At 57.2% G+C, this 17,823-nt stretch carries 20 protein-coding genes and 1 pseudogene; 15 read left to right on the top strand and 6 right to left on the bottom strand.

Annotated elements, in window-relative coordinates; translation table 11 throughout:
- Nucleotides 1–2 precede the first annotated feature (2 nt).
- From ASC74_RS24590 to ASC74_RS24610, 5 genes are all read left to right on the top strand, one after another.
- Entirely contained in the window at nucleotides 3–263 is a 261-nt protein-coding gene (locus ASC74_RS24590; RefSeq protein ID WP_056744788.1) for a chaperone NapD, read from the top strand.
- Nucleotides 260–2,764, top strand: coding sequence for a nitrate reductase catalytic subunit NapA (gene napA, locus ASC74_RS24595; protein WP_056744790.1), 2,505 nt, complete (start codon nucleotides 260–262; stop codon nucleotides 2,762–2,764). Before ASC74_RS24590 ends, napA begins: the two co-directional genes overlap by 4 nt.
- Before the next feature lie 11 nt (nucleotides 2,765–2,775).
- Nucleotides 2,776–3,261, top strand: a complete 486-nt coding sequence (locus tag ASC74_RS24600) for a nitrate reductase cytochrome c-type subunit (RefSeq protein WP_046046763.1) — start codon at nucleotides 2,776–2,778, stop codon at nucleotides 3,259–3,261.
- 9 nt (nucleotides 3,262–3,270) lie between these two features.
- Nucleotides 3,271–3,867: a cytochrome c3 family protein gene (locus tag ASC74_RS24605; RefSeq protein ID WP_033059988.1), complete on the top strand. Its 597-nt coding sequence runs from the start codon at nucleotides 3,271–3,273 to the stop codon at nucleotides 3,865–3,867.
- Nucleotides 3,868–3,931: 64 nt separating this feature from the next.
- Nucleotides 3,932–4,606 carry a class I SAM-dependent methyltransferase gene (locus tag ASC74_RS24610; protein WP_056744792.1) on the top strand — a complete coding sequence of 225 codons (675 nt, stop codon included), beginning with the start codon at nucleotides 3,932–3,934 and terminating at the stop codon, nucleotides 4,604–4,606.
- Nucleotides 4,607–4,610: 4 nt separating this feature from the next.
- Here the strand turns inward: ASC74_RS24610 and ASC74_RS24615 are convergent, their stop codons facing one another.
- Nucleotides 4,611–5,183 carry an eCIS core domain-containing protein gene (locus tag ASC74_RS24615; protein ID WP_056744795.1) on the bottom strand — a complete coding sequence of 191 codons (573 nt, stop codon included), beginning with the start codon at nucleotides 5,181–5,183 and terminating at the stop codon, nucleotides 4,611–4,613.
- A 96-nt stretch (nucleotides 5,184–5,279) separates the two neighbouring features.
- A complete protein-coding gene (locus ASC74_RS24620) occupies nucleotides 5,280–5,609 on the bottom strand; it encodes a DHCW motif cupin fold protein (RefSeq protein WP_056744797.1) in 330 nt (109 codons plus the stop codon).
- Nucleotides 5,610–5,873: 264 nt separating this feature from the next.
- On the opposite strand from ASC74_RS24620, the gene ASC74_RS24625 reads away from it, so the two are divergent.
- The 3 genes from ASC74_RS24625 to ASC74_RS32275 all read left to right on the top strand — a co-directional run bounded on the left by ASC74_RS24625 (nucleotide 5,874) and on the right by ASC74_RS32275 (nucleotide 8,004).
- Entirely contained in the window at nucleotides 5,874–6,545 is a 672-nt protein-coding gene (locus ASC74_RS24625) for a hypothetical protein (RefSeq protein ID WP_082555886.1), read from the top strand.
- Between the two features lie 74 nt (nucleotides 6,546–6,619).
- Nucleotides 6,620–7,246 (top strand): tetratricopeptide repeat protein, encoded by a 627-nt coding sequence (locus tag ASC74_RS24630; protein ID WP_236713342.1) that lies wholly within the window; start codon nucleotides 6,620–6,622, stop codon nucleotides 7,244–7,246.
- Between the two features lie 362 nt (nucleotides 7,247–7,608).
- Complete coding sequence (locus ASC74_RS32275) at nucleotides 7,609–8,004, top strand: hypothetical protein (protein ID WP_082555888.1); 396 nt, start codon at nucleotides 7,609–7,611, stop codon at nucleotides 8,002–8,004.
- Nucleotides 8,005–8,071: 67 nt separating this feature from the next.
- On the opposite strand, the gene ASC74_RS24640 is transcribed toward ASC74_RS32275, so the two are convergent.
- Nucleotides 8,072–8,818, bottom strand: coding sequence for a tetratricopeptide repeat protein (locus ASC74_RS24640; protein WP_056744824.1), 747 nt, complete (start codon nucleotides 8,816–8,818; stop codon nucleotides 8,072–8,074).
- A gap of 195 nt (nucleotides 8,819–9,013) precedes the next feature.
- Complete coding sequence (locus ASC74_RS24645; protein WP_056744806.1) at nucleotides 9,014–9,472, bottom strand: winged helix-turn-helix transcriptional regulator; 459 nt, start codon at nucleotides 9,470–9,472, stop codon at nucleotides 9,014–9,016.
- A 138-nt stretch (nucleotides 9,473–9,610) separates the two neighbouring features.
- Here ASC74_RS24645 and ASC74_RS24650 point away from each other — a divergent pair, with 138 nt between their 5' ends.
- The 3 genes from ASC74_RS24650 (at nucleotide 9,611) to ASC74_RS24660 (ending at nucleotide 13,001) form a co-directional block, all read left to right on the top strand.
- A complete protein-coding gene (locus ASC74_RS24650) occupies nucleotides 9,611–10,894 on the top strand; it encodes an MFS transporter (RefSeq protein ID WP_056744808.1) in 1,284 nt (427 codons plus the stop codon).
- Nucleotides 10,891–11,787: an EamA family transporter gene (locus tag ASC74_RS24655; RefSeq protein WP_056744810.1), complete on the top strand. Its 897-nt coding sequence runs from the start codon at nucleotides 10,891–10,893 to the stop codon at nucleotides 11,785–11,787. The genes ASC74_RS24650 and ASC74_RS24655 overlap by 4 nt, the downstream gene beginning before the upstream one ends.
- 317 nt (nucleotides 11,788–12,104) lie before the next feature.
- A complete protein-coding gene (locus tag ASC74_RS24660) occupies nucleotides 12,105–13,001 on the top strand; it encodes a LysR substrate-binding domain-containing protein (RefSeq protein ID WP_056744812.1) in 897 nt (298 codons plus the stop codon).
- On the opposite strand, the gene ASC74_RS24665 is transcribed toward ASC74_RS24660, so the two are convergent.
- The gene (locus ASC74_RS24665) at nucleotides 12,995–13,903 is read right to left on the bottom strand and encodes an MBL fold metallo-hydrolase (RefSeq protein WP_056744814.1); all 909 of its coding nucleotides are present in this window, start codon (nucleotides 13,901–13,903) and stop codon (nucleotides 12,995–12,997) included. The two genes, ASC74_RS24660 and ASC74_RS24665, sit on opposite strands and share 7 nt — an antisense overlap.
- A gap of 342 nt (nucleotides 13,904–14,245) precedes the next feature.
- Here ASC74_RS24665 and ASC74_RS24670 point away from each other — a divergent pair, with 342 nt between their 5' ends.
- The 3 genes and pseudogenes from ASC74_RS24670 to ASC74_RS31400 all read left to right on the top strand — a co-directional run bounded on the left by ASC74_RS24670 (nucleotide 14,246) and on the right by ASC74_RS31400 (nucleotide 16,058).
- Nucleotides 14,246–14,752, top strand: coding sequence for a DMT family transporter (locus ASC74_RS24670; RefSeq protein ID WP_056744816.1), 507 nt, complete (start codon nucleotides 14,246–14,248; stop codon nucleotides 14,750–14,752).
- 70 nt (nucleotides 14,753–14,822) lie between these two features.
- A complete protein-coding gene (locus tag ASC74_RS24675; RefSeq protein ID WP_056744818.1) occupies nucleotides 14,823–15,545 on the top strand; it encodes a hypothetical protein in 723 nt (240 codons plus the stop codon).
- A 96-nt stretch (nucleotides 15,546–15,641) separates the two neighbouring features.
- A pseudogene (locus tag ASC74_RS31400) lies at nucleotides 15,642–16,058 on the top strand (VOC family protein).
- 7 nt (nucleotides 16,059–16,065) lie between these two features.
- On the opposite strand, the gene ASC74_RS24685 reads toward ASC74_RS31400, so the two are convergent.
- Complete coding sequence (locus tag ASC74_RS24685) at nucleotides 16,066–16,971, bottom strand: LysR family transcriptional regulator (RefSeq protein WP_056744822.1); 906 nt, start codon at nucleotides 16,969–16,971, stop codon at nucleotides 16,066–16,068.
- A gap of 100 nt (nucleotides 16,972–17,071) precedes the next feature.
- On the opposite strand from ASC74_RS24685, the gene ASC74_RS24690 reads away from it, so the two are divergent.
- On the top strand, nucleotides 17,072–17,614 hold the full coding sequence (locus ASC74_RS24690; RefSeq protein WP_082555887.1) for a DMT family transporter: 543 nt from the start codon (nucleotides 17,072–17,074) through the stop codon (nucleotides 17,612–17,614).
- The last annotated feature ends 209 nt before the right edge of the window (nucleotides 17,615–17,823 follow it).

Here is a 17,823-nt window from a genome sequence, read left to right on the forward strand (position 1 = left end):
GCATGGACGAAGCTTTGCATATCGCCAGTCTTGTCGTACTTGCCCGACCTGAAATGTTCGACGCCGTTAAAGCCAACCTGCGTCTGTTGGACGGCCTGGAACTGCATCAGGAAAGTGCGGCGGGAAAACTGGTGGTGGTCCTTGAAGCCGTACACGAAAGCCAGATCCTTCAACGCATCGAACAGATCAACAACTTGCCCGGCGTACTCAACGCGGCGTTGATCTATCACGAACTCCTCGAACCCGAAGGAGATATCGAATGAGCATGTCGCGCCGAGCGTTCGTCAAGGCCCAGGCCGCCGCCATTGCAGCCGCCGCTGCTGGCCTGCCGATTATTACCGACGCCAGTAATCTGGTGACCGAAGCGGACATGGTCACCCTGGACTGGAACAAGGCGCCCTGCCGTTTCTGCGGCACCGGGTGCAGCGTGATGGTCGCGACCAAGGACAACCGGGTGGTCGCCACCCACGGCGACGTCAAGGCAGAGGTCAATCGCGGACTGAACTGCGTGAAGGGCTATTTCCTTTCGAAGATCATGTACGGCGTTGATCGCCTGACCCAACCGCTTTTGCGTATGAAAAATGGCCAGTACGACAAGCAAGGCGAATTCCAGCCGATCAGCTGGGAGAAGGCCTTCGACATCATGGAACTGAAATTCAAGGAGGCCTTGAAGAGCAAAGGTCCCGGGTCGGTCGGCATGTTCGGCTCCGGGCAATGGACCGTGTGGGAAGGCTATGCCGCCAACAAGCTGATGAAGGCAGGCTTTCGCAGCAACAACATCGACCCCAACGCCCGCCATTGCATGGCCTCGGCGGTGATGGGTTTTATGCGCACCTTTGGCATGGATGAGCCGATGGGGTGCTACGACGACATCGAAGCCACCGACGCTTTCGTGCTCTGGGGCTCGAACATGGCCGAGATGCACCCGGTGCTCTGGAGCCGGGTCACCGACCGCCGCCTGAGCCAGCCTCACGTGAAAGTGGCCGTGCTGTCGACCTTCGAACATCGCAGTTTCGAGCTCGCCGACATCCCCATGGTGTTCAAGCCGCAAACCGACCTGATGATCCTTAACTACATTGCCAGCCACATTATTGAAAGCGGCGCGGTGAACCAGGATTTCATCAGCAAGCACACCCGGTTTGCCAAAGGTGCAGACGACATCGGGTACGGTCTGCGACCTGACGATCCTCGGGAAATGAAGGCAAAAAATGCCGACAAGGCCAACACCTGGACGGATATTTCCTTCGAACAATACGCAGCGTTCGTCAAACCTTACACACTGGAGCGAACCGCCAAGGAGACAGGCGTTCCGGCTGAAAGGCTCAAGGCCCTGGCCGAGTTGTATGCCGACCCCAAGCGCAAGGTCGTGTCGTTCTGGACCATGGGTTTCAACCAGCACACTCGCGGCGTCTGGGCCAACAACCTGATCTACAACATCCATCTGCTCACCGGCAAAATCAGCGAGCCGGGCAACAGCCCCTTCTCGTTGACCGGCCAGCCATCGGCCTGTGGTACGGCACGCGAAGTCGGGACCTTCTCCCACCGCTTGCCCGCCGATCTTGTCGTCACCAACCCCAAGCATCGCGCCATCGCCGAAAAAATCTGGAAGCTGCCCGCCGGCACCATTCAGGAGAAGCCTGGTTTTCACGCGGTGGAACAGAGCCGCATGCTCAAGGACGGCGTACTCAACGTTTACTGGACCCAGGCCAGCAACAACATGCACGCCGGGCCGAACATCATGCAGGAAGTTCTGCCGGGCTGGCGCAACCCGGAAAATTTCGTGATTGTCTCCGATGTCTACCCCACCGTTTCCGCGCAAGCCGCCGACCTGATCCTGCCCAGCGCCATGTGGGTGGAAAAGGAAGGCGCCTTCGGCAACGCCGAGCGGCGTACGCAATTCTGGCATCAGTTGGTGACCGCACCGGGGGACGCCAAGTCGGACCTGTGGCAGTTGCTGGAGTTTTCCAAGCGCTTCACCACCGATGAAACCTGGCCCGCCGAGTTACTGGCCAAATCTCCTGAGCACAAGGGCAAAACCCTGTTTGAAGTGCTTTACAAGAATGGCCAGGTAGACCAGTTCCCGGTCGAGCAAATGGAAGCCGGATACAAAAATGATGAAGCCAAAGCGTTTGGCTTCTACCTGCAAAAAGGTTTGTTCGAGGAGTACGCCCAGTTCGGTCGCGGCCACGGGCATGACCTTGCCACGTTCGACCGCTACCACAGCGAACGAGGCCTGCGCTGGCCGGTGGTGGACGGCAAGGAAACCCGCTGGCGTTACCGCGAAGGGCTGGACCCTTATGTGGAGAAAGGCAGCGAGGTGCAGTTCTACGGCTACCCGGACAAGAAGGCGATCATCTTCGCCCTCCCCTACGAGCCGCCAGCCGAAGCCCCGGATGCCGATTACCCGTTCTGGCTGAGCACCGGACGCGTCCTCGAACACTGGCACACCGGCACCATGACCCAACGCGTCGAGGAACTGTACAAAGCGGTGCCGGACGCGTTGGTCTACATGCACCCCGACGATGCCAAGGCCTTGAAGGCGAGGCGTGGCAGTGAAGTGAAGTTGATCAGCCGACGCGGTGAAATCCGTGCGCGCATCGAGACCCGCGGGCGTAACAAACCGCCTCAAGGATTGGTGTTCGTGCCGTTTTTCGATGCCAACAAGCTGATCAACAAAGTCACGCTCGATGCCACCGACCCGATCTCCAAGCAGACCGACTATAAAAAATGCGCGATACGAATCGAGTTGATCAGCGTGGCCTGAGGAGAACCGTCATGCCTTTGCGAATCCTGCCGTTGCTCCTGCTCGCTGCGATTGGCGTGGTGATGGCTGCAGAAGTCAATTACCCCCTCGATGCACCGGGGCCGGATGGGCGCCGGCCCGGTGGTACCTTGACCCAGACCATGCCGGCTCCGCCCATTGCCAATGAAGAAAACAAGGACCTGAAGCGCGAGCGCAATTACCCGGACCAGCCTCCCACCATCCCCCACACCATTCGCGGTTATCAGATCGACCAAAACGGCAACAAGTGCCTGTCCTGTCACAGCCGAGCCAACAGCGCACGGACCCAGGCAACGATGATCAGCATCACCCACTACATGGACCGCGACGGCCAGGCGCTGGCGGCGGTGTCACCGCGCCGGTACTTCTGTAACCAATGCCACGTGCCGCAAACAGAAGTGCAACCCTTGGTGGGCAACAGTTTCGAGACGATCGACAAAATACTGCAAGACGACGCCAACGCCGCGCAGAAACCCTGAGGAGGCAACATGAAAGCACTGTTCGCCCTGCTTAAGGATTACTGGGGCATTCTGCGTCGTCCGAGCCTCTACTACAGCCTGGGTTTTCTGACGCTGGGGGGCTTTATCGCCGGGATCATTTTCTGGGGTGGCTTCAACACCGCGCTGGAGCTGAGTAATACCGAGAAATTCTGCATTTCCTGTCATGAGATGCGTGACAACGTTTTCGTCGAGCTGAAGGACACGATCCACTACACCAACCGATCCGGCGTGCGCGCTAGTTGCCCGGACTGCCACGTGCCCCACGAATGGACCCACAAGATCGCGCGCAAGATGCAGGCGTCAAAAGAGGTGTGGGGCAAGATTTTCGGCACCATCGATACGCGCGACAAATTCCTCACTCTGCGTCGCGAACTGGCCGAACATGAGTGGGCAAGGCTCAAGGCCAACGACTCTCGCGAATGCCGTAATTGCCACAACTTCGAGTTCATGGATTTTACCCGCCAGAGCAAACGCGCTTCGGCCATGCACTCAACTTCTCTGGCCAACGGTGAGGCTACCTGTATCGACTGCCACAAGGGCATCGCTCACAAGCTGCCCGATATGAGCGGAGTGAAAGGCTGGTAAGGATTTTTCGATCCGCACGCGCTTGTCCTATCCTTTTATCCAACCAACAACGCCGGTCACCGACATGCCCACCCCCGAATCCACCCTCCTCGACAGCTGGCACCACAACGCCCAATCCTGGATCGAAGCCATCCGCACCGGCGCCATCGAAAGTCGCCTCAAGGTCACCGACCAGGCAATCCTGCTGGCGGTACTGGGCCGCCAGCCCGAGCGTGTGCTCGACCTGGGTTGCGGCGAGGGCTGGCTGTTGCGCGCGCTGGCTGAACGGGGCTTCAAGGCGGTCGGTGTGGACGGCGATGCGACGCTGGTCGAGGCAGCGCGGGCGGCGGGCTCTTCGCCGGTGCATCTGGCGAGCTATGAAGCGTTGGTGGAGGCAAAGGTGGACGTCGGCCGCGACTACGACTTGATCTGCGCCAACTTCGCCCTGCTGCACCAGGACATCATCCCGCTGCTCGCCGCCATGAACGCCCTGCTCGCCCCTGGCGGCGCGCTGGTGATCCAGACGCTGCATCCGTGGACTGCGGCGGCGGGCGACTATCAGGATGGTTGGCGGGAAGAGACCTTCACTGGGTTCAAGGGGCAATGGCAACCCATGCCGTGGTATTTCCGCTCCTTGTCCAGTTGGCTCAATGCACTGGACATGGCCGGTTTTCAGCTGGCCGTCCTGCAGGAACCGCAGCACCCGCAAAGTCCTGTGCCGCAGTCATTGCTGTTGGTGGCCGAGCAGCGGGGTTCGTAACTCTTCAGTAATTCCCTTCCCGCACCAACCGCCTGACCTCAGCCTGTATGGCATAAGCCGGCGCCTCCACGGCATTGAAATCCTGTGTATACCGCTGGGCAAATCCTTCCACCCCCCATTCCTGATACTGCTGCACATGCTTTAATTCGTGAGCCCATAGCGCGATGTCCTGTTCTGCGGATTGAGCGTCCCGGAAGAGGATGATGTCGATCAGCGTCACGGCACCGACATCGGGGTTTTGCAGCATGGCAGTGGCCGCGTTGAATTGGCCGTTGTCGCTCACTTTGTAGCGCGCGGTATCGAGGACGCTGGGGTCGTACCAGCGCAGCAGTTGCTCCCGGATGTGCGGTGGAATGGGTTGGATGTCGGCGGTGGCTGCTTCAGCGCGGGCTTGGGTCAGCCACAGCGCCAGGGCAGGTGCCGCGATCTGGTAGATGCCATCAGGCACTGGCAGGCAGATGCAGCCGTCCAGGCACACTTGTGTCTCGCCAGCTGGACAGGCGTTGGTCTGGGCTGGCACGTCAAGCGTCAGGCAAAGAACCAACAGCGCCACCAGGCGCGTGATAATGGACGGCATTGGGCGCTCCAGGGACGGACGCAGCGCGAACAGTGGGTCACCATTGATCGACGATCCGCATGGCTTTAGCGTAGTCCCGAACCAAACGCCCCAGCGTTAATCCACGACGAACAACTTGGCACCGGTGGTGCTGAAAGATCGATGCCCCTCAGCGTTGCTGCCCACCTGATAGCTCATCCCGGCGGTGAGCGTGAACTGACGACCATCCTCCAGCTCCGTGTGCAACTCGCCTTCCAGACACAACAGGATATGACCTCTCCAACACCAGTGATCGGCCAGATACCCGGGACTGTATTCAACCATCCGCACACGCGTTGAACCAAACTGGCAGGTTCGCCAATAGGCGGTACCCGTCTGTCCAGCATACTGAACAGGTTCGACAGTCGACCAATCGGTCGTACCAAAGGGAACCGCCGTCAGATCCATCGTTGCCTCATCAATGAAGGAGTGTCTGTGGACCGTACCCATCCAGTACTACTTTCGATAGACACAGATGCCCCGTATTTATGAGATACAGGCGACGCACTCAAGCATGATAGTCAGAGGCAGCTTTCGGCCAAGAAGCGGACGTTCGATCTATGCCTGCTTTCAGCCCAAAAGAGAAGCTGGCCTTCTCCCGCAGGCCCGTATTGCTAAAGTTCCCGACTCACCAGCCGACAGCCTTCGTTCCCACTTTCACGGATGATTTTAATGTTTCGCTCTCTTTTTTCCGGCGTTGCTTTGCTCGCCATCGGCGCCGCCTGCACTGCCCAAGCCCAGACCGTCACCACGCCCGAACAACTGCTGACTGAATTCTCTCGTTGCGATGCGCATTTCTTCGAGAGCCTGCGCGATGCCCACCTACCAGCAGGTACCTTGCGCCTGAGTGACTACGGCTCGGTCAAGGCACCGACCATCATGAGTCCGCTGCAGGAAGGTGGCACTTACCAACATTTCGAAACGCCCCTGATCGTTAACGGCGTGCGTATGGTCGGCTATTACAACCAGGCCGAAACCATCAAGAACGTCGGCAATTTTCTGTTCTGGGGTTTCGTAGCCGATGGCTTGCCGCAAGAGGTGGCCGCAAAACTCAAGCCGCTGATCGTTGACAACGCACGCTTTGTCAGTCAGGGCAAAGCCATTACCCGCGCCGAAATTCGCCGCGTCGGTGACCCGATCGGCCAATGGCGCACCGAAGAACTGACCGGCCCCGGCGTCGCCACGCCGTTTGGTTTCGTAGACCGCGTGCTGATCGTCGACACGGGCGACACGACACCGCCGCTCGCGGGACACACCACCGTGTTCTGCTCGCTTCAAGGCACCGTGACCGCGCCGCTCTTGCAGGTCTATCGCCCTGACCTCAACGCTCATCTGCTCGACTGACAAGGATGCTTATCATGAATACTCGCTGGCCTGCACTGATCGCCTGCTCCGTCATCCTCACAGGTTGTGCAGGGATGCAGAACCCGCAAAAAGCCAACCTTGTCCACTGCGCTAATCAGTTTAAGGCGTCCAAAGCCGAAAACTACCCTCTGGTGCTGCAGGAAGGTGATCTATGCCTGCAGAAAAATACGCTGCCCGCCTCGCTGCAAAGTTTGATTTACGCGGTGCAGGCCGACGCCTACAGCAACCTCAAGCACTTTCCCGAAGCCGTGGCCGCCAAGGAAAAATCCATGCAACTGGCGGTCAAGCCTGATCCGCGCACCAACCTGGACTTGAGCGCCATGTATCGAGACGCTGGCAACCCGAAAAAAGCCCTTGAACTCGTGCAGTACAACCTTGACAACGGAATGGGAGAAGCCGGAAAGGGTTCCGGCTTCCACATGCCGACCTACTATCATCTGGGCCTGGCGCTGACAGACCTGGGTCAGTACCGAGAGGCCGCTGAAGCATTCAGCACTGGCCTTCAGCGCCAGCCGGACTATGCCTGGGCCTATTATGCGCGCGGGATCGCGTACGACCATTTGGGGGGCAGGGACGACGCCAAGGCCGACTTCATGAAGTTCTCGCAGATCGCCAACAAGAAGTACGTGCTGGAGGAGCACAAGGCCAAGCTCGCCGAGTACAGGATTTCCATGCCGTAATAGAAGAGCCGGCTTAGTGGCGAATGCGGTGGGTCAGCGAGCGCGGAGTGACCGATTGCGTCGCATCTCAGATGAGGGAACGATCACCTCTGCTTCATCTGCAACACTCCTTCTGCTTACACAGAATTTAGTTGTGTTGCATCGACCGGTTGAATCCACAGCCAAAAGCGGACATCGAGATAGCAAACTTCAAAGGGGCCAAACACTGAGGCCGTTGGCTATTTAAGCAGCGCCCCCCTAGAACTTTTCCCTATTTATCTGTCTATGTGGATAGGCACATCCGCTCGGTAAGCGCGAACCAGCCGGATTCCCGCACCCAGATGGCCACACGTCCAATTGTCAGTCAGAGGTTGTCTTCGCTCATGAAATTCCATGACCCACGGATGCTGCTCATCGGCCTGTTCGCGTTCGCGGCAGTGGGCTCGGCATCAGCAACACAGATGAAGACCTCAACCCCTGATTTCGCAACTGAAGTCACAGCCGTTCAGGCTCCTGTCCAGGCCGCCGGCAACCCTTGGCCGACCTTGGCCAGTATGGCCGGCAAGCAGCCAGGGCCGTTGCTTGCCCATGACGACCGATATTGGCATGACGGCCGTTGGCACGATCGTAGAGACGATTGGCGCCGAGACGACTGGCGTAGAGATCAGTGGCGTAGAGAGCAAGCCCGCCGAGAAGCTGAACGTCGTGATTGGGAGCGCCACCACGATCGGGCCATGCGGCACGGCTACGAGGACGATCGCCGCTACTATCGTCGCTAGTGCGAAGCCACGGGATTATCCGCCTGCAACACCTGCGACTTAACCAGCCCGAAGGACACTCAAAAACTCAACCGCGCACCAGGTAGGCTCCTGACGGCACCCGATGTCGCAGCTTCTTGCACTTGCCGGGTGCGGGCTGATGCCCGGGCGGGCGATCAGGAAACCAGATTCGGCATTTACCCGGTGGCGGCCAATGGCCGCGGGGGATCTGAACCTCATCGTACGCGGCCTCTGGCTCGACGGAAGCCATTGGCAATTCTCCTTCAGGCAGTGACCTGCCAGCCGTCGGCGAATCCGATACTGTCTCTGCGTTTGCGCTAGCTAAGTTGCCAGCGTTGGATTGTTCAGCAGCGGCCATTTCTGCTTCGCGGCGCCTTTTAGCCTCCTCTTCGAGCCCCTTCTGTACGGCGACCAGATCCTCTTTGGCGTTGGGTGAGGTATTCGAAGCCTTGCCCTGCTGCGCCGCCTGAATCAATTGGAAGTTGCGGTTGCGTAACTCGACGTTGCCACCCACCCGCATGTTCGAGCGCGCCGCCAACGTTTCTGCCTGCTGGTACTGCCCCTGCTGAAGACGCAACACACCAAGGTAATGCAGCGTCGCGGGATTGTTCGGCTGGATATGCAGGGCACGCTCCAGCGTGGCAGCGGCTTGGTCCAACTGGCCATTTTCATACTGCCGCGAGGCAGTTTCGATTAACGTGGTTGATGCGCTGTTACTTTGCGAGGGCGCTCTTCGCTCGGCAGCAACCGAGCAAAGCGACGCGACGGCGCAGAACGCCAGGAGGAGACCCGGCAGAAAACTCTTGGTTGGCATCAGGGGGCGGACTCGGATGATCTCGGACGGCACTGCCGTAAAACAGGCCACCAGCGCTGCTCGACATCGCCGATGCAGGGCCCCTGTTGACCTGGCCAATACCCTGAAGTTCCCGCTGCAACGGCCATTGCGGATGGCGTGGAATTCGCAGGCCACCGCAACCCGTCTGATTTTTTACCACCCCTCCCTGTCGATTCACGACTCGCCGTCAACAAGTCTCACTCTGTGGCAGTCAGACGGTCCAAGTTTTTGACCGCTTGATGAGCGAACATCAATCGGCATCAGGGGCTGGCCGGACTCGTTGTCTATCAGCACCGAACGCGTCTCCTGCGACTCGAACAGAAAACGTTCGCCCCACTGCCTCATGCTGACCACAACCGGAAAGATCTCCCGTCCTTTGTCCGTAAGAACGTACTCCTTGTAGGCGCTTCCATCTGACGCTGGTCGAACGTCGAATACCCCGACCTCGACCAACGCTTTCAGCCGCGATGCCAGAATATTTTTGGCCACGCCCAAGCTCTTTTGAAATTCGCTGAATCGGCGAATGTCATCAAAAGCGTCGCGGATGATCATGAGCGACCATCGATCCCCAATTGCCTCCAGTGTCCTTGCTACCGGGCATTCGCTGCGTTGCGGTGAAGCGTCTTCGACCATCTTTTTTGACCTTCCGGAATGTGGATTTGCCAAGTATGTCCACCAGACTGGCGCAATGTGGTTGCAATTTAAAACCTGATTCGACAACAATTGAATCTAGTTTTCAATTGAAACCAGTTTAACGCCATGGAGGTGTACATGACAGCAGATGCCGACTCAGCCACCAAACGGTTCTCCAAGCAGCCTTCGGGACTGCTGCATTCGGATACCGGAGAAAGCAGCAGGACCGACCGGTCTCCGGGGCTTTCTCCGTCGCTCACGTTATTGTTTTCTGTCACCTGCGCACTTGCAGTAGCCAACGTTTACTTCGCGCAACCGTTACTCGATTCAATGGCTCAGAGCCTGGGCGTGGCCTCATCAATGATCGGAGTTGTCGTGACTGCTACTCAGGTTGGTTACGCGCTGGGGTTGCTGTTCATCGTCCCACTGGGCGATTTGGTAAACCGTAAACGGCTGATTCTGACTCAGGTAGTGCTGTCTGCGGTTGCACTCGCGGCGGTCGGCGCAGCACAGCAATGGTTGGCCCTGTTGGGTGCCATGATCGTGATGGGCTTACTGGCAGTGGTTGTTCAAGTACTTGTGGCATACGCCGCCGTGTTGGCAACGCCATCACAACGGGGGCAGACAGTGGGAACCGTCACCAGTGGAATTGTCCTGGGCATTCTTCTGGCGCGGTTTACCTCTGGCCTGATTGCGGACATCGCGGGCTGGCGCGCCGTTTACTTTGTGTCCTCAGGATTGATGCTGACCATCGCGGCGGTGCTGTGGAAGGTGGTTCCTGTCACGGTGCCGCCAAGGCACCAAGACTCCTACCTGGCGCTCATAAAGTCGGTCTTCAAACTGTTCATCACCGAACGCACTTTACGCGCCAGGGGCCTTCTGGCCTTACTGATCTTTGCCGCTTTTTCCGTGCTGTGGACATCCATGGTGCTGCCGTTGAGCGCCCCGCCACTGTCGCTTTCACACACTGCCATCGGCATGTTTGGATTGGCCGGCGTCGCCGGTGCCCTTGCTGCCAGAAGAGCCGGTCGCTGGGCCGATCAAGGTTTTGGACAACGAGTTACCGGTATTTCGCTGGGGCTCCTGACGCTTTCCTGGTTGCCCATCACTTTTGCCGAGACGTCCTTGATCGCGCTGGTCTGCGGAGTGGTCTTGCTCGACTTCGCGGTGCAAGCAGTACACGTCACCAACCAGAGCCTCATTTTTGCTGCACGACCCGACGCCCAAAGTCGCATGGTCGGCGCATACATGTCCTTCTACTCGGTCGGTAGTGCGCTGGGAGCCGCAGCCGCAACCCAGGTTTATGCGCTTTGGGGCTGGATAGCAGTAAGCCTGCTGGGCGCCTTGATCAGCGCTACTGCCTTGGTTCTGTGGTTTCTCACGTTTCATTTTTCAACGACCCATCAAGGAAGATCAGCATGAAAGCCAGGCACCTGCTACTCGCCATCTCGATTACTGCCATATGGGGGGCGAATTTCTCGGTTATCAAACTGGGGCTCACCACCGTTGACCCATTCATTCTTGCCGGCATTCGCTTCACGCTATGCGCGCTCCCGGCGATCTTTTTCATTCCGAAACCTGATGTGCAGTGGCGCTACATCATTGGTTACGGCCTGGTCTTCGGTATCGGACTTTGGGGCGTCGTTAACCTTGGCATCAAGTCTGGTCTTTCCGCAGGCATCGCTTCGCTGGTGCTTCAGTTCAGCGCGTTTTTCACCATCCTGCTGGGTTCATGGATATTCAAGGAAACCATTTCCCGCTTTCAGTACGCGGGCATGGGTCTCGCTCTGTGTGGTTTGTTGAGCATCGTCTCCATCGTTGATGGGACAGTAACGACGGCCGGACTGATCCTGGTGCTGCTGGGAGCGGTCGCCTGGAGTGCGGCCAACGTGATCAACAAAAAAGCCAAGACCACGCAGGTCTTCGCTTTCCTGGTGTGGTCGAGCGCGTTTTCGCCCATCCCTCTTTTCGCGCTTGATTACGCTGTCAACGGCTCGACGGGGTACAGCGCATTGGTGAATCAACTCGACTACCGCGCCGTCCTGTCGATCCTGTTCCAGGTATACCCCAATACACTGTTCGGCTACTGGGTGTGGAACTCACTTATGAAACGATATCCCGTGTCTACCGTCGCGCCATTGTCGTTGTTGGTACCGGTATTCGGCCTGCTCGGTTCAGTCATGATTTTCAATGAGACCCTGTCACTTAACAAAATCGTTGCAGTCGTTTTCATCGTGTCGGGTCTTGGCGTCGGTTTATATGGACAGCGCGTCCTCAGTGCGGTGCTCAAGCGATCTGACCGATGCCCATCGTGATGTAACAGCACGAGATGGAGACCTTCTGAACACTGCTGAAGCCCGGGGTGGCTTTCGTGCTCAAGCTTGAGCAAGAAGACACCATAGATTCAGTCGATATGGATGACTGGCTAAGGGGTCGATAGTTGTCCTTCGCGACAGGCAACTATCGGCCAAAAGCTGACAGTCACTCCATAGCGGGACAAGGCCGCGGCATGGAAAGTCAGTGCCAGCAGGGTACCCATGTCATAGCAAATTGGGAGACGATGTACGTATACACACGCTCGCCCTCGTCGGGTTCCTGCTCTGACCGCAGGGGCTGTTGTTACGGAGATGAAATGACGTTTCCCCCCTTGCACAATTTTAAAGTGTTCGAAAGCGTAGCCCGCTTGGGTAGTCTGGCAGCCGCCGCGATTGAGTTGCACGTCACCACTGGCGCAGTGAGCCAGCAAGTCAAAGCGTTGCAGGCCAGCCTCGGAATAGAGCTGTTCGAGAAGCGCGGTCGTCAACTTGTGCTGACCGCCAACGGTCGACTCCTACAAAAGCATGTAGCGAACGCAATGAGCGAAATCAGCAACGCGGTGGCATCAATGCAGACCGGTTCCGCTGCAGAGCAAGAGGTCGTCGAGATCACCTTGTCCATTCCCCCTGCGGAGGGAGTGGAGTGGCTGACCACGCCGCTGCTGCGCTTCATGGAGGCGTCGCGCTCGGTGCGGGTGAGCGTGATCACCGCCCCGGGCATACCGCAAGTAGACTGGCGTCGCGCCGATATCGCGGTGGTCTACGGTTCTCCGCCATGGCCAGGCTTATGGTGGCGTCTGCTGCACGGCATTCGCATGACGCCAGTCTGCAGTCCGCAATTCTTGCGAGGGCCGAAAGCCATTCGGGAAGTGCCTGACTTGGCTCGACACCGCCTGCTACACGAAGACAATGGGCGCCAGTGGCAGCAATGGCTGGCCGATGTTGGCATCAGTCGTATCGGCGAAGAGGATATCTTCTTTGAAGATTTCGGCATGGTCTTGCAGGCAGCACGGGACGGTTTCGGCGTGGCGCTGAGCGATGAACTCGTTTCCGCCCGCGATCTCGATGAAGGACGATTAGTGCGACCGCTGTCGATCACCGTGCCTGCGCTGCACAATTACTATGTTACCTGTTCCGAAGCAGCGCGCGAACGCCCGGAAATCCGGGCGTTCATCGACTGGTTACTCGCTACAGCCGGGCAGCCCGATCAGTAACCGTAGCCACGACCATCAGTAAACTGGATGTTGGTGAGAATGCTGATGTCCTTCTCCACCTTGTAAAGCTCGGAACTCTTGATCAGTTCCGGATCGCTGAACGCTTCACCCTTTGCGCGCCCCGCCAGGATCAGAGCCATCTTGTCGCGAATCGCCTGTACGTCCGCGTAGGTCATGGCTGGCACCTTGGTTGGATCCTCGTCCGCATGAGCGCCATAGATGGCGGTCTTCTCATTGATAACCTTCAGCGTGGCGTCGAGAGAAGCAACGTAGTCTTTGAGATTTCCTGCCAACAGCCAGGACGGGTAGACGTGATCCCCGGCCAGCAAAATGTTGTGCGTCTCATCGAAGAGTGCCACTTCGTCCTGCGTGTGACCGGGCACGCTGATCAGACGCACCTTCAGACCACCAAGGTCGATGGTCTCGTCTGGCTGTATTAGCCGCGCGACCTTGAAGGGCGGTACGACCATGTGATCGAAGTTGCCCAGGTAAACCGGCTCAGGAACACGGTAGAAGTCATCCTTTCCCCTGAACTGACGAGTGAAGGGCGTATCCACCAAATAGATGCTTTTAAAATTGTGCAGGCCGCCAAGGTGATCGAAATGCAGGTGTGAGGGCAGCATCGAGAGCGGCTTGTTAGTGATTTTACGAGCCACCGAAGTGATGTCTTCTTTCTGGTTGGCCCCCGAATCAAACATCAATGCCTGATCCTCCCCCACCAGCAAATACGAAAAGTTCTTCTGGTAGTAGTTGGGTTCGCCGATGGCGTAGAGGAAGTTCGATAACTTATGCACCACAAAGGCCGGGCTTTGCGCAGTGGAGGCTTCCTGGGCCTGTATGGCAAATGGCGCGGAGAGGATAACGGAGGAAACCAGGGTCAGGACTTTTACGAGTTTGCGCATGGCGTGCGAACCTTTTCTCTTATTGTCAGCGGATGGCAGAGTGCTTTCTGCAGTGCCTATCTGAATGGCTGCCGGTGCGCACATCAATGGATGATTTTTAAAGCAGGACACTTCAGTTCAACTAAAGCGTGTGTCGAACCGTCAGCTACCTTTTCGATCCCTGAAAGTAAAAGTCGAAGATCGACCCCGTTCAGTCTACTGAGCGCAGCTGAGATAGAAGGCCTCGCCTCTTCAAATTATCCATCATATGAATAATGCATGTGCAAACATGTGATTTCCATAATTCCTGTGGATTGGAGAGTATTTGCCCATCGAAACCAGCCATCTCCAAAGGGGAATGCCATGTTCAGTAAGGCAGTAGCTCTCGCACTTATCCCGGTGGGTACCGCATTGCTGGCAGGCGCAGTCCTGCCCTTCCAGGCCGCCAGTAACGCAGCCGTGGGCCGAGCGTTAGGGCACCCACTTTGGGGGGCGTTAACGTCGCTGTTCGTCAGCTCCGTTGTGGTGGTGATTGCACTGCTAGTCATGCGGGTATCTGCGCCGGATGTCGGCAAGGCTTTGCAGGGATCCTGGTGGTTATGGATCGGAGGCATTTTGGGCGCCGTGTACGTAGGCAGCGCAACGGCCATCACTCCCCAGCTAGGGGCTAGCGGATTTCTACTGCTCGTCGTCGCGGGACAAATTTTGGCCTCCGTCCTGGTTGACCATTACGGATTGATGGGACTCCCCAACAAACCGATCACTTTCACTCGACTGGCAGGCGTCGTGCTCATCTTTGGTGGTGTGTTGCTGGTTCAGGGCATCGGCACGCCAACGGTTGAGAACAGCGTTACCCAAATCAGGCAGTAACCCGCCTTACCCGTTTATGAAAACCCGCAACGCAACCGCAACTTTCTGCCTCACGATAGGAGAAACAAAGATGAACTTCGTAAAACTTCAGTTCAGCGATGGCCGTCCCGATGTTGAAGGTATCGATAGCGTCAACGCTGTCTTGCGGAGCGTGGGTGTGCGCGCCAGCACTGTCTCGATTCCCGAAGAAGCCAAGCCGATTCTCAAAGCATCGCTGATTAACGCCATCAGTGAAGAAGATCAAAACAAGCTGCTTTCAATATTCAGTCTCAACCGTGCTGAACTACTGGAGCAAATCCACCTCGCAGGCCGTACTCCTGAGGTGCACCGTGGTGGCTACCTGGGTACTCGTGAGGGAGATACCGCGCCCTATCCAAAAGTTTACGACATGAAAGCCATGACCCCAGAGATGCGGACTTGGGCTCTGAATCGTTATGGCCGTCTTCATGTAAACACTTCGGACAATGGCGCGGGCATTGATGAAGTGATGACGGTGGTATCCGGTGGTGCTTTCACCTGGATGTTTGTGCTGCCAGATGGCGTCCTCGCACGTCTGACTGTGCATGAGATCAACCCTGAAGGGCCTGCCGTGCGCCTCAGCTATCCAGGCTTCGGCATGCACGCCGGCTACATGGATCCGCACCAAGGCGTGATTGTTGCCTACGCCCATGGGCCGGAAAGCTTCACCATTCGCTTCGATGAACCCAGTGTGGCGCATGCCGAGTTGCTCGATACCAATCCTTGGGTCGACTTCTCGGGTGAGGTGCCTCAACTGTTTTCGAAGGTCAACTGAGTCACCTAACTTGGTGCACGCATCGTGAAGAGTGCCCATCTGGAGATTCGAAACTGGATGGGGACTCAAATCAGTGATCCGACAGGAGTGATCGTAATGCGCAGTTTTTCAATTCAACGTATCGACCATGTTGTACTGCGGGTGCAGGACATTGAGCACAGCCTGGCTTTCTACACATCGGTACTGGGATGTGATGTCAAAAAGCGCCGTGACGACCTTGGCATGATTCATCTGAGCGCAGGGACATCCATGATTGACCTGGTTGATGTGAACGGGCCGATCGGTCGTCAGGGTGGGTAGCCGGCGGGTAAGCAAAGACACAATGTTGATCACTTCTGCCTTCGCGTTGCGCCGTTTGATGAACAGGCCATTCTCCGCCACTTGGCTGCTGCCGGTGTCTCTGCTGAAGAGGCCGTGATGCGGTATGGGGCGGAGGGAACAGGTTTGTCGATTTATCTCAATGACCCCGATGATAATCAGATCGAGCTGAAAGGCCCTGCCCTGCAACCCTGACGGGATGTCAGCTTGGCTGAGAGCATTCGAAAACTGCTTCGCGCAGCCAGCGATGTGCGGCATCCCCCTCTTTCCTGGCGTGCCAAGCCTGCTGATAGGCGAATCGGGGGATATCAATGGGCGGGTCGAATTGCCGCAGCGATTTGTGATTTCGCATCGGACCTACCGCGCGACTGGCGACCGTAAGAATCAAATCAGTACCTGCAAGCACGTCGACTGCAGCGCTCCAGTGGGGCAATGCCAAGGCAATGTGACGCTTCAAACCTTGGGTGGTCAACGCCCGCTCAATCTCATCGTTCGCATCAGGGCGCAGCGCGAGCATGACATGCGGGCGAGATAGCCAATCATCCAATGAAAGCCCCCCTTGCGCGGGCAGTACTTTTTTGTCGGCGAGACAGATGAATCCTTCGGAAAAAAGATCTTGTAGCGCAATGGCACCCGGAACTTCGGGGAAGATGCCCAATGCAAGGTCGAGCTCACCGTCCAGAAGCTGAGAAATCATCATTTCTCGACTGGCCTGGCTGATGGCCAAATCAATTCCCGGCGCTTCCTGGCGAATTTTCCGGGTAAGCGGAGGCAGAAGGATTCGCGCGGCATAGTCCGATAGCGACAATCTGAAACGACCCTTTGCCGTTGATGGCTCAAAGGCGGGAGCGCCCAACAGCGAGTTCAGGTTGCCCAATGCATCCTGAAGCGGCTGAGCCAAACTTTGTGCCCTTGCCGTTAAAACCAATGACCCGTTGCGCCGTATGAGCAAAGGGTCATCGAAATGGGCTCTGAGCAAGCCGAGAGCATGACTGACTGCCGGCTGGCTTTTATGCAGCCGGACAGACGCTCGCGTGACGTGTTTTTCGGCCAATAACGCATGAAGTGTCACCAGCATATTGAGGTCAATCCTGCGCAGTTCATCCATTGAATGAATACTCGAGTCGCTAGGTAGTGAATTCAATCAATTTAACACATGAACAGGCACGTACGCCGAACGCTGAGCGACCTGTCTAACGGAGAAATTTATGGTAGGCAAAACAGCGCTTTATCTTTTTTTACCAATGCTGACAGCCTTCATGGCGGGCACGCTGATCCCGATACAAGCCGCTAGCGGCGCCACGCTGGGACGCATGCTCGGCCACCCTTTATGGGGAGCCGCTGTCGCGCTCAGCATCGGCGTCGTTGCGATATTGATAGTGGTCGTCCTTATGCGCTTGCCCGTGCCTGACTTCCAAAGTGCAGTACGCGGCCCGTGGTGGATGTGGATCGGTGGTGTGACAGGGGCCGTTTACGTGGCTACTTCCTTAGCGCTACTACCAAAAGTCGGAGCGAGCGGGTTCCTGCTGTGTGTAATAGCCGGGCAGATGATTGCAGCGCTGCTACTCGACCACTTTGGCCTGCTCGGATTGACGGCAAAGCCAGTCAGTTTTGGGCGTTTGATGGGTGTGGGAATCATGCTGCTTGGCCTCGTCGTCGCACAGCTCTGCAGTCTTGGTGTTTCACAGTCTGCATGGAAGGACAAAGAAGTGCTTACAGAGCAAGTGTCGAATAGAAATACGTTGAATTAAGGATGCAGGGGCATCGCTTGAGTCGACTGGCGGCTCTGCACCCAGCTAATCGAAGCGCCCTGCTCCTATCGTCCGCTTTGGCCGTTTTCTGTCAGTGCTGACAGGCAGCTTCACGCCCTGAGGAAGTCAGTCAACCTAAATCAAGACTCTTGAGGAGCGGTGACCCACGCTTCCTCAAAGCATTCAAATAGGTGGTTTCATCGTAAGGC

Source organism: Pseudomonas sp. Root329 (assembly GCF_001424925.1).
Taxonomy (GTDB): Bacteria; Pseudomonadota; Gammaproteobacteria; order Pseudomonadales; family Pseudomonadaceae; genus Aquipseudomonas; species Aquipseudomonas arabinosi.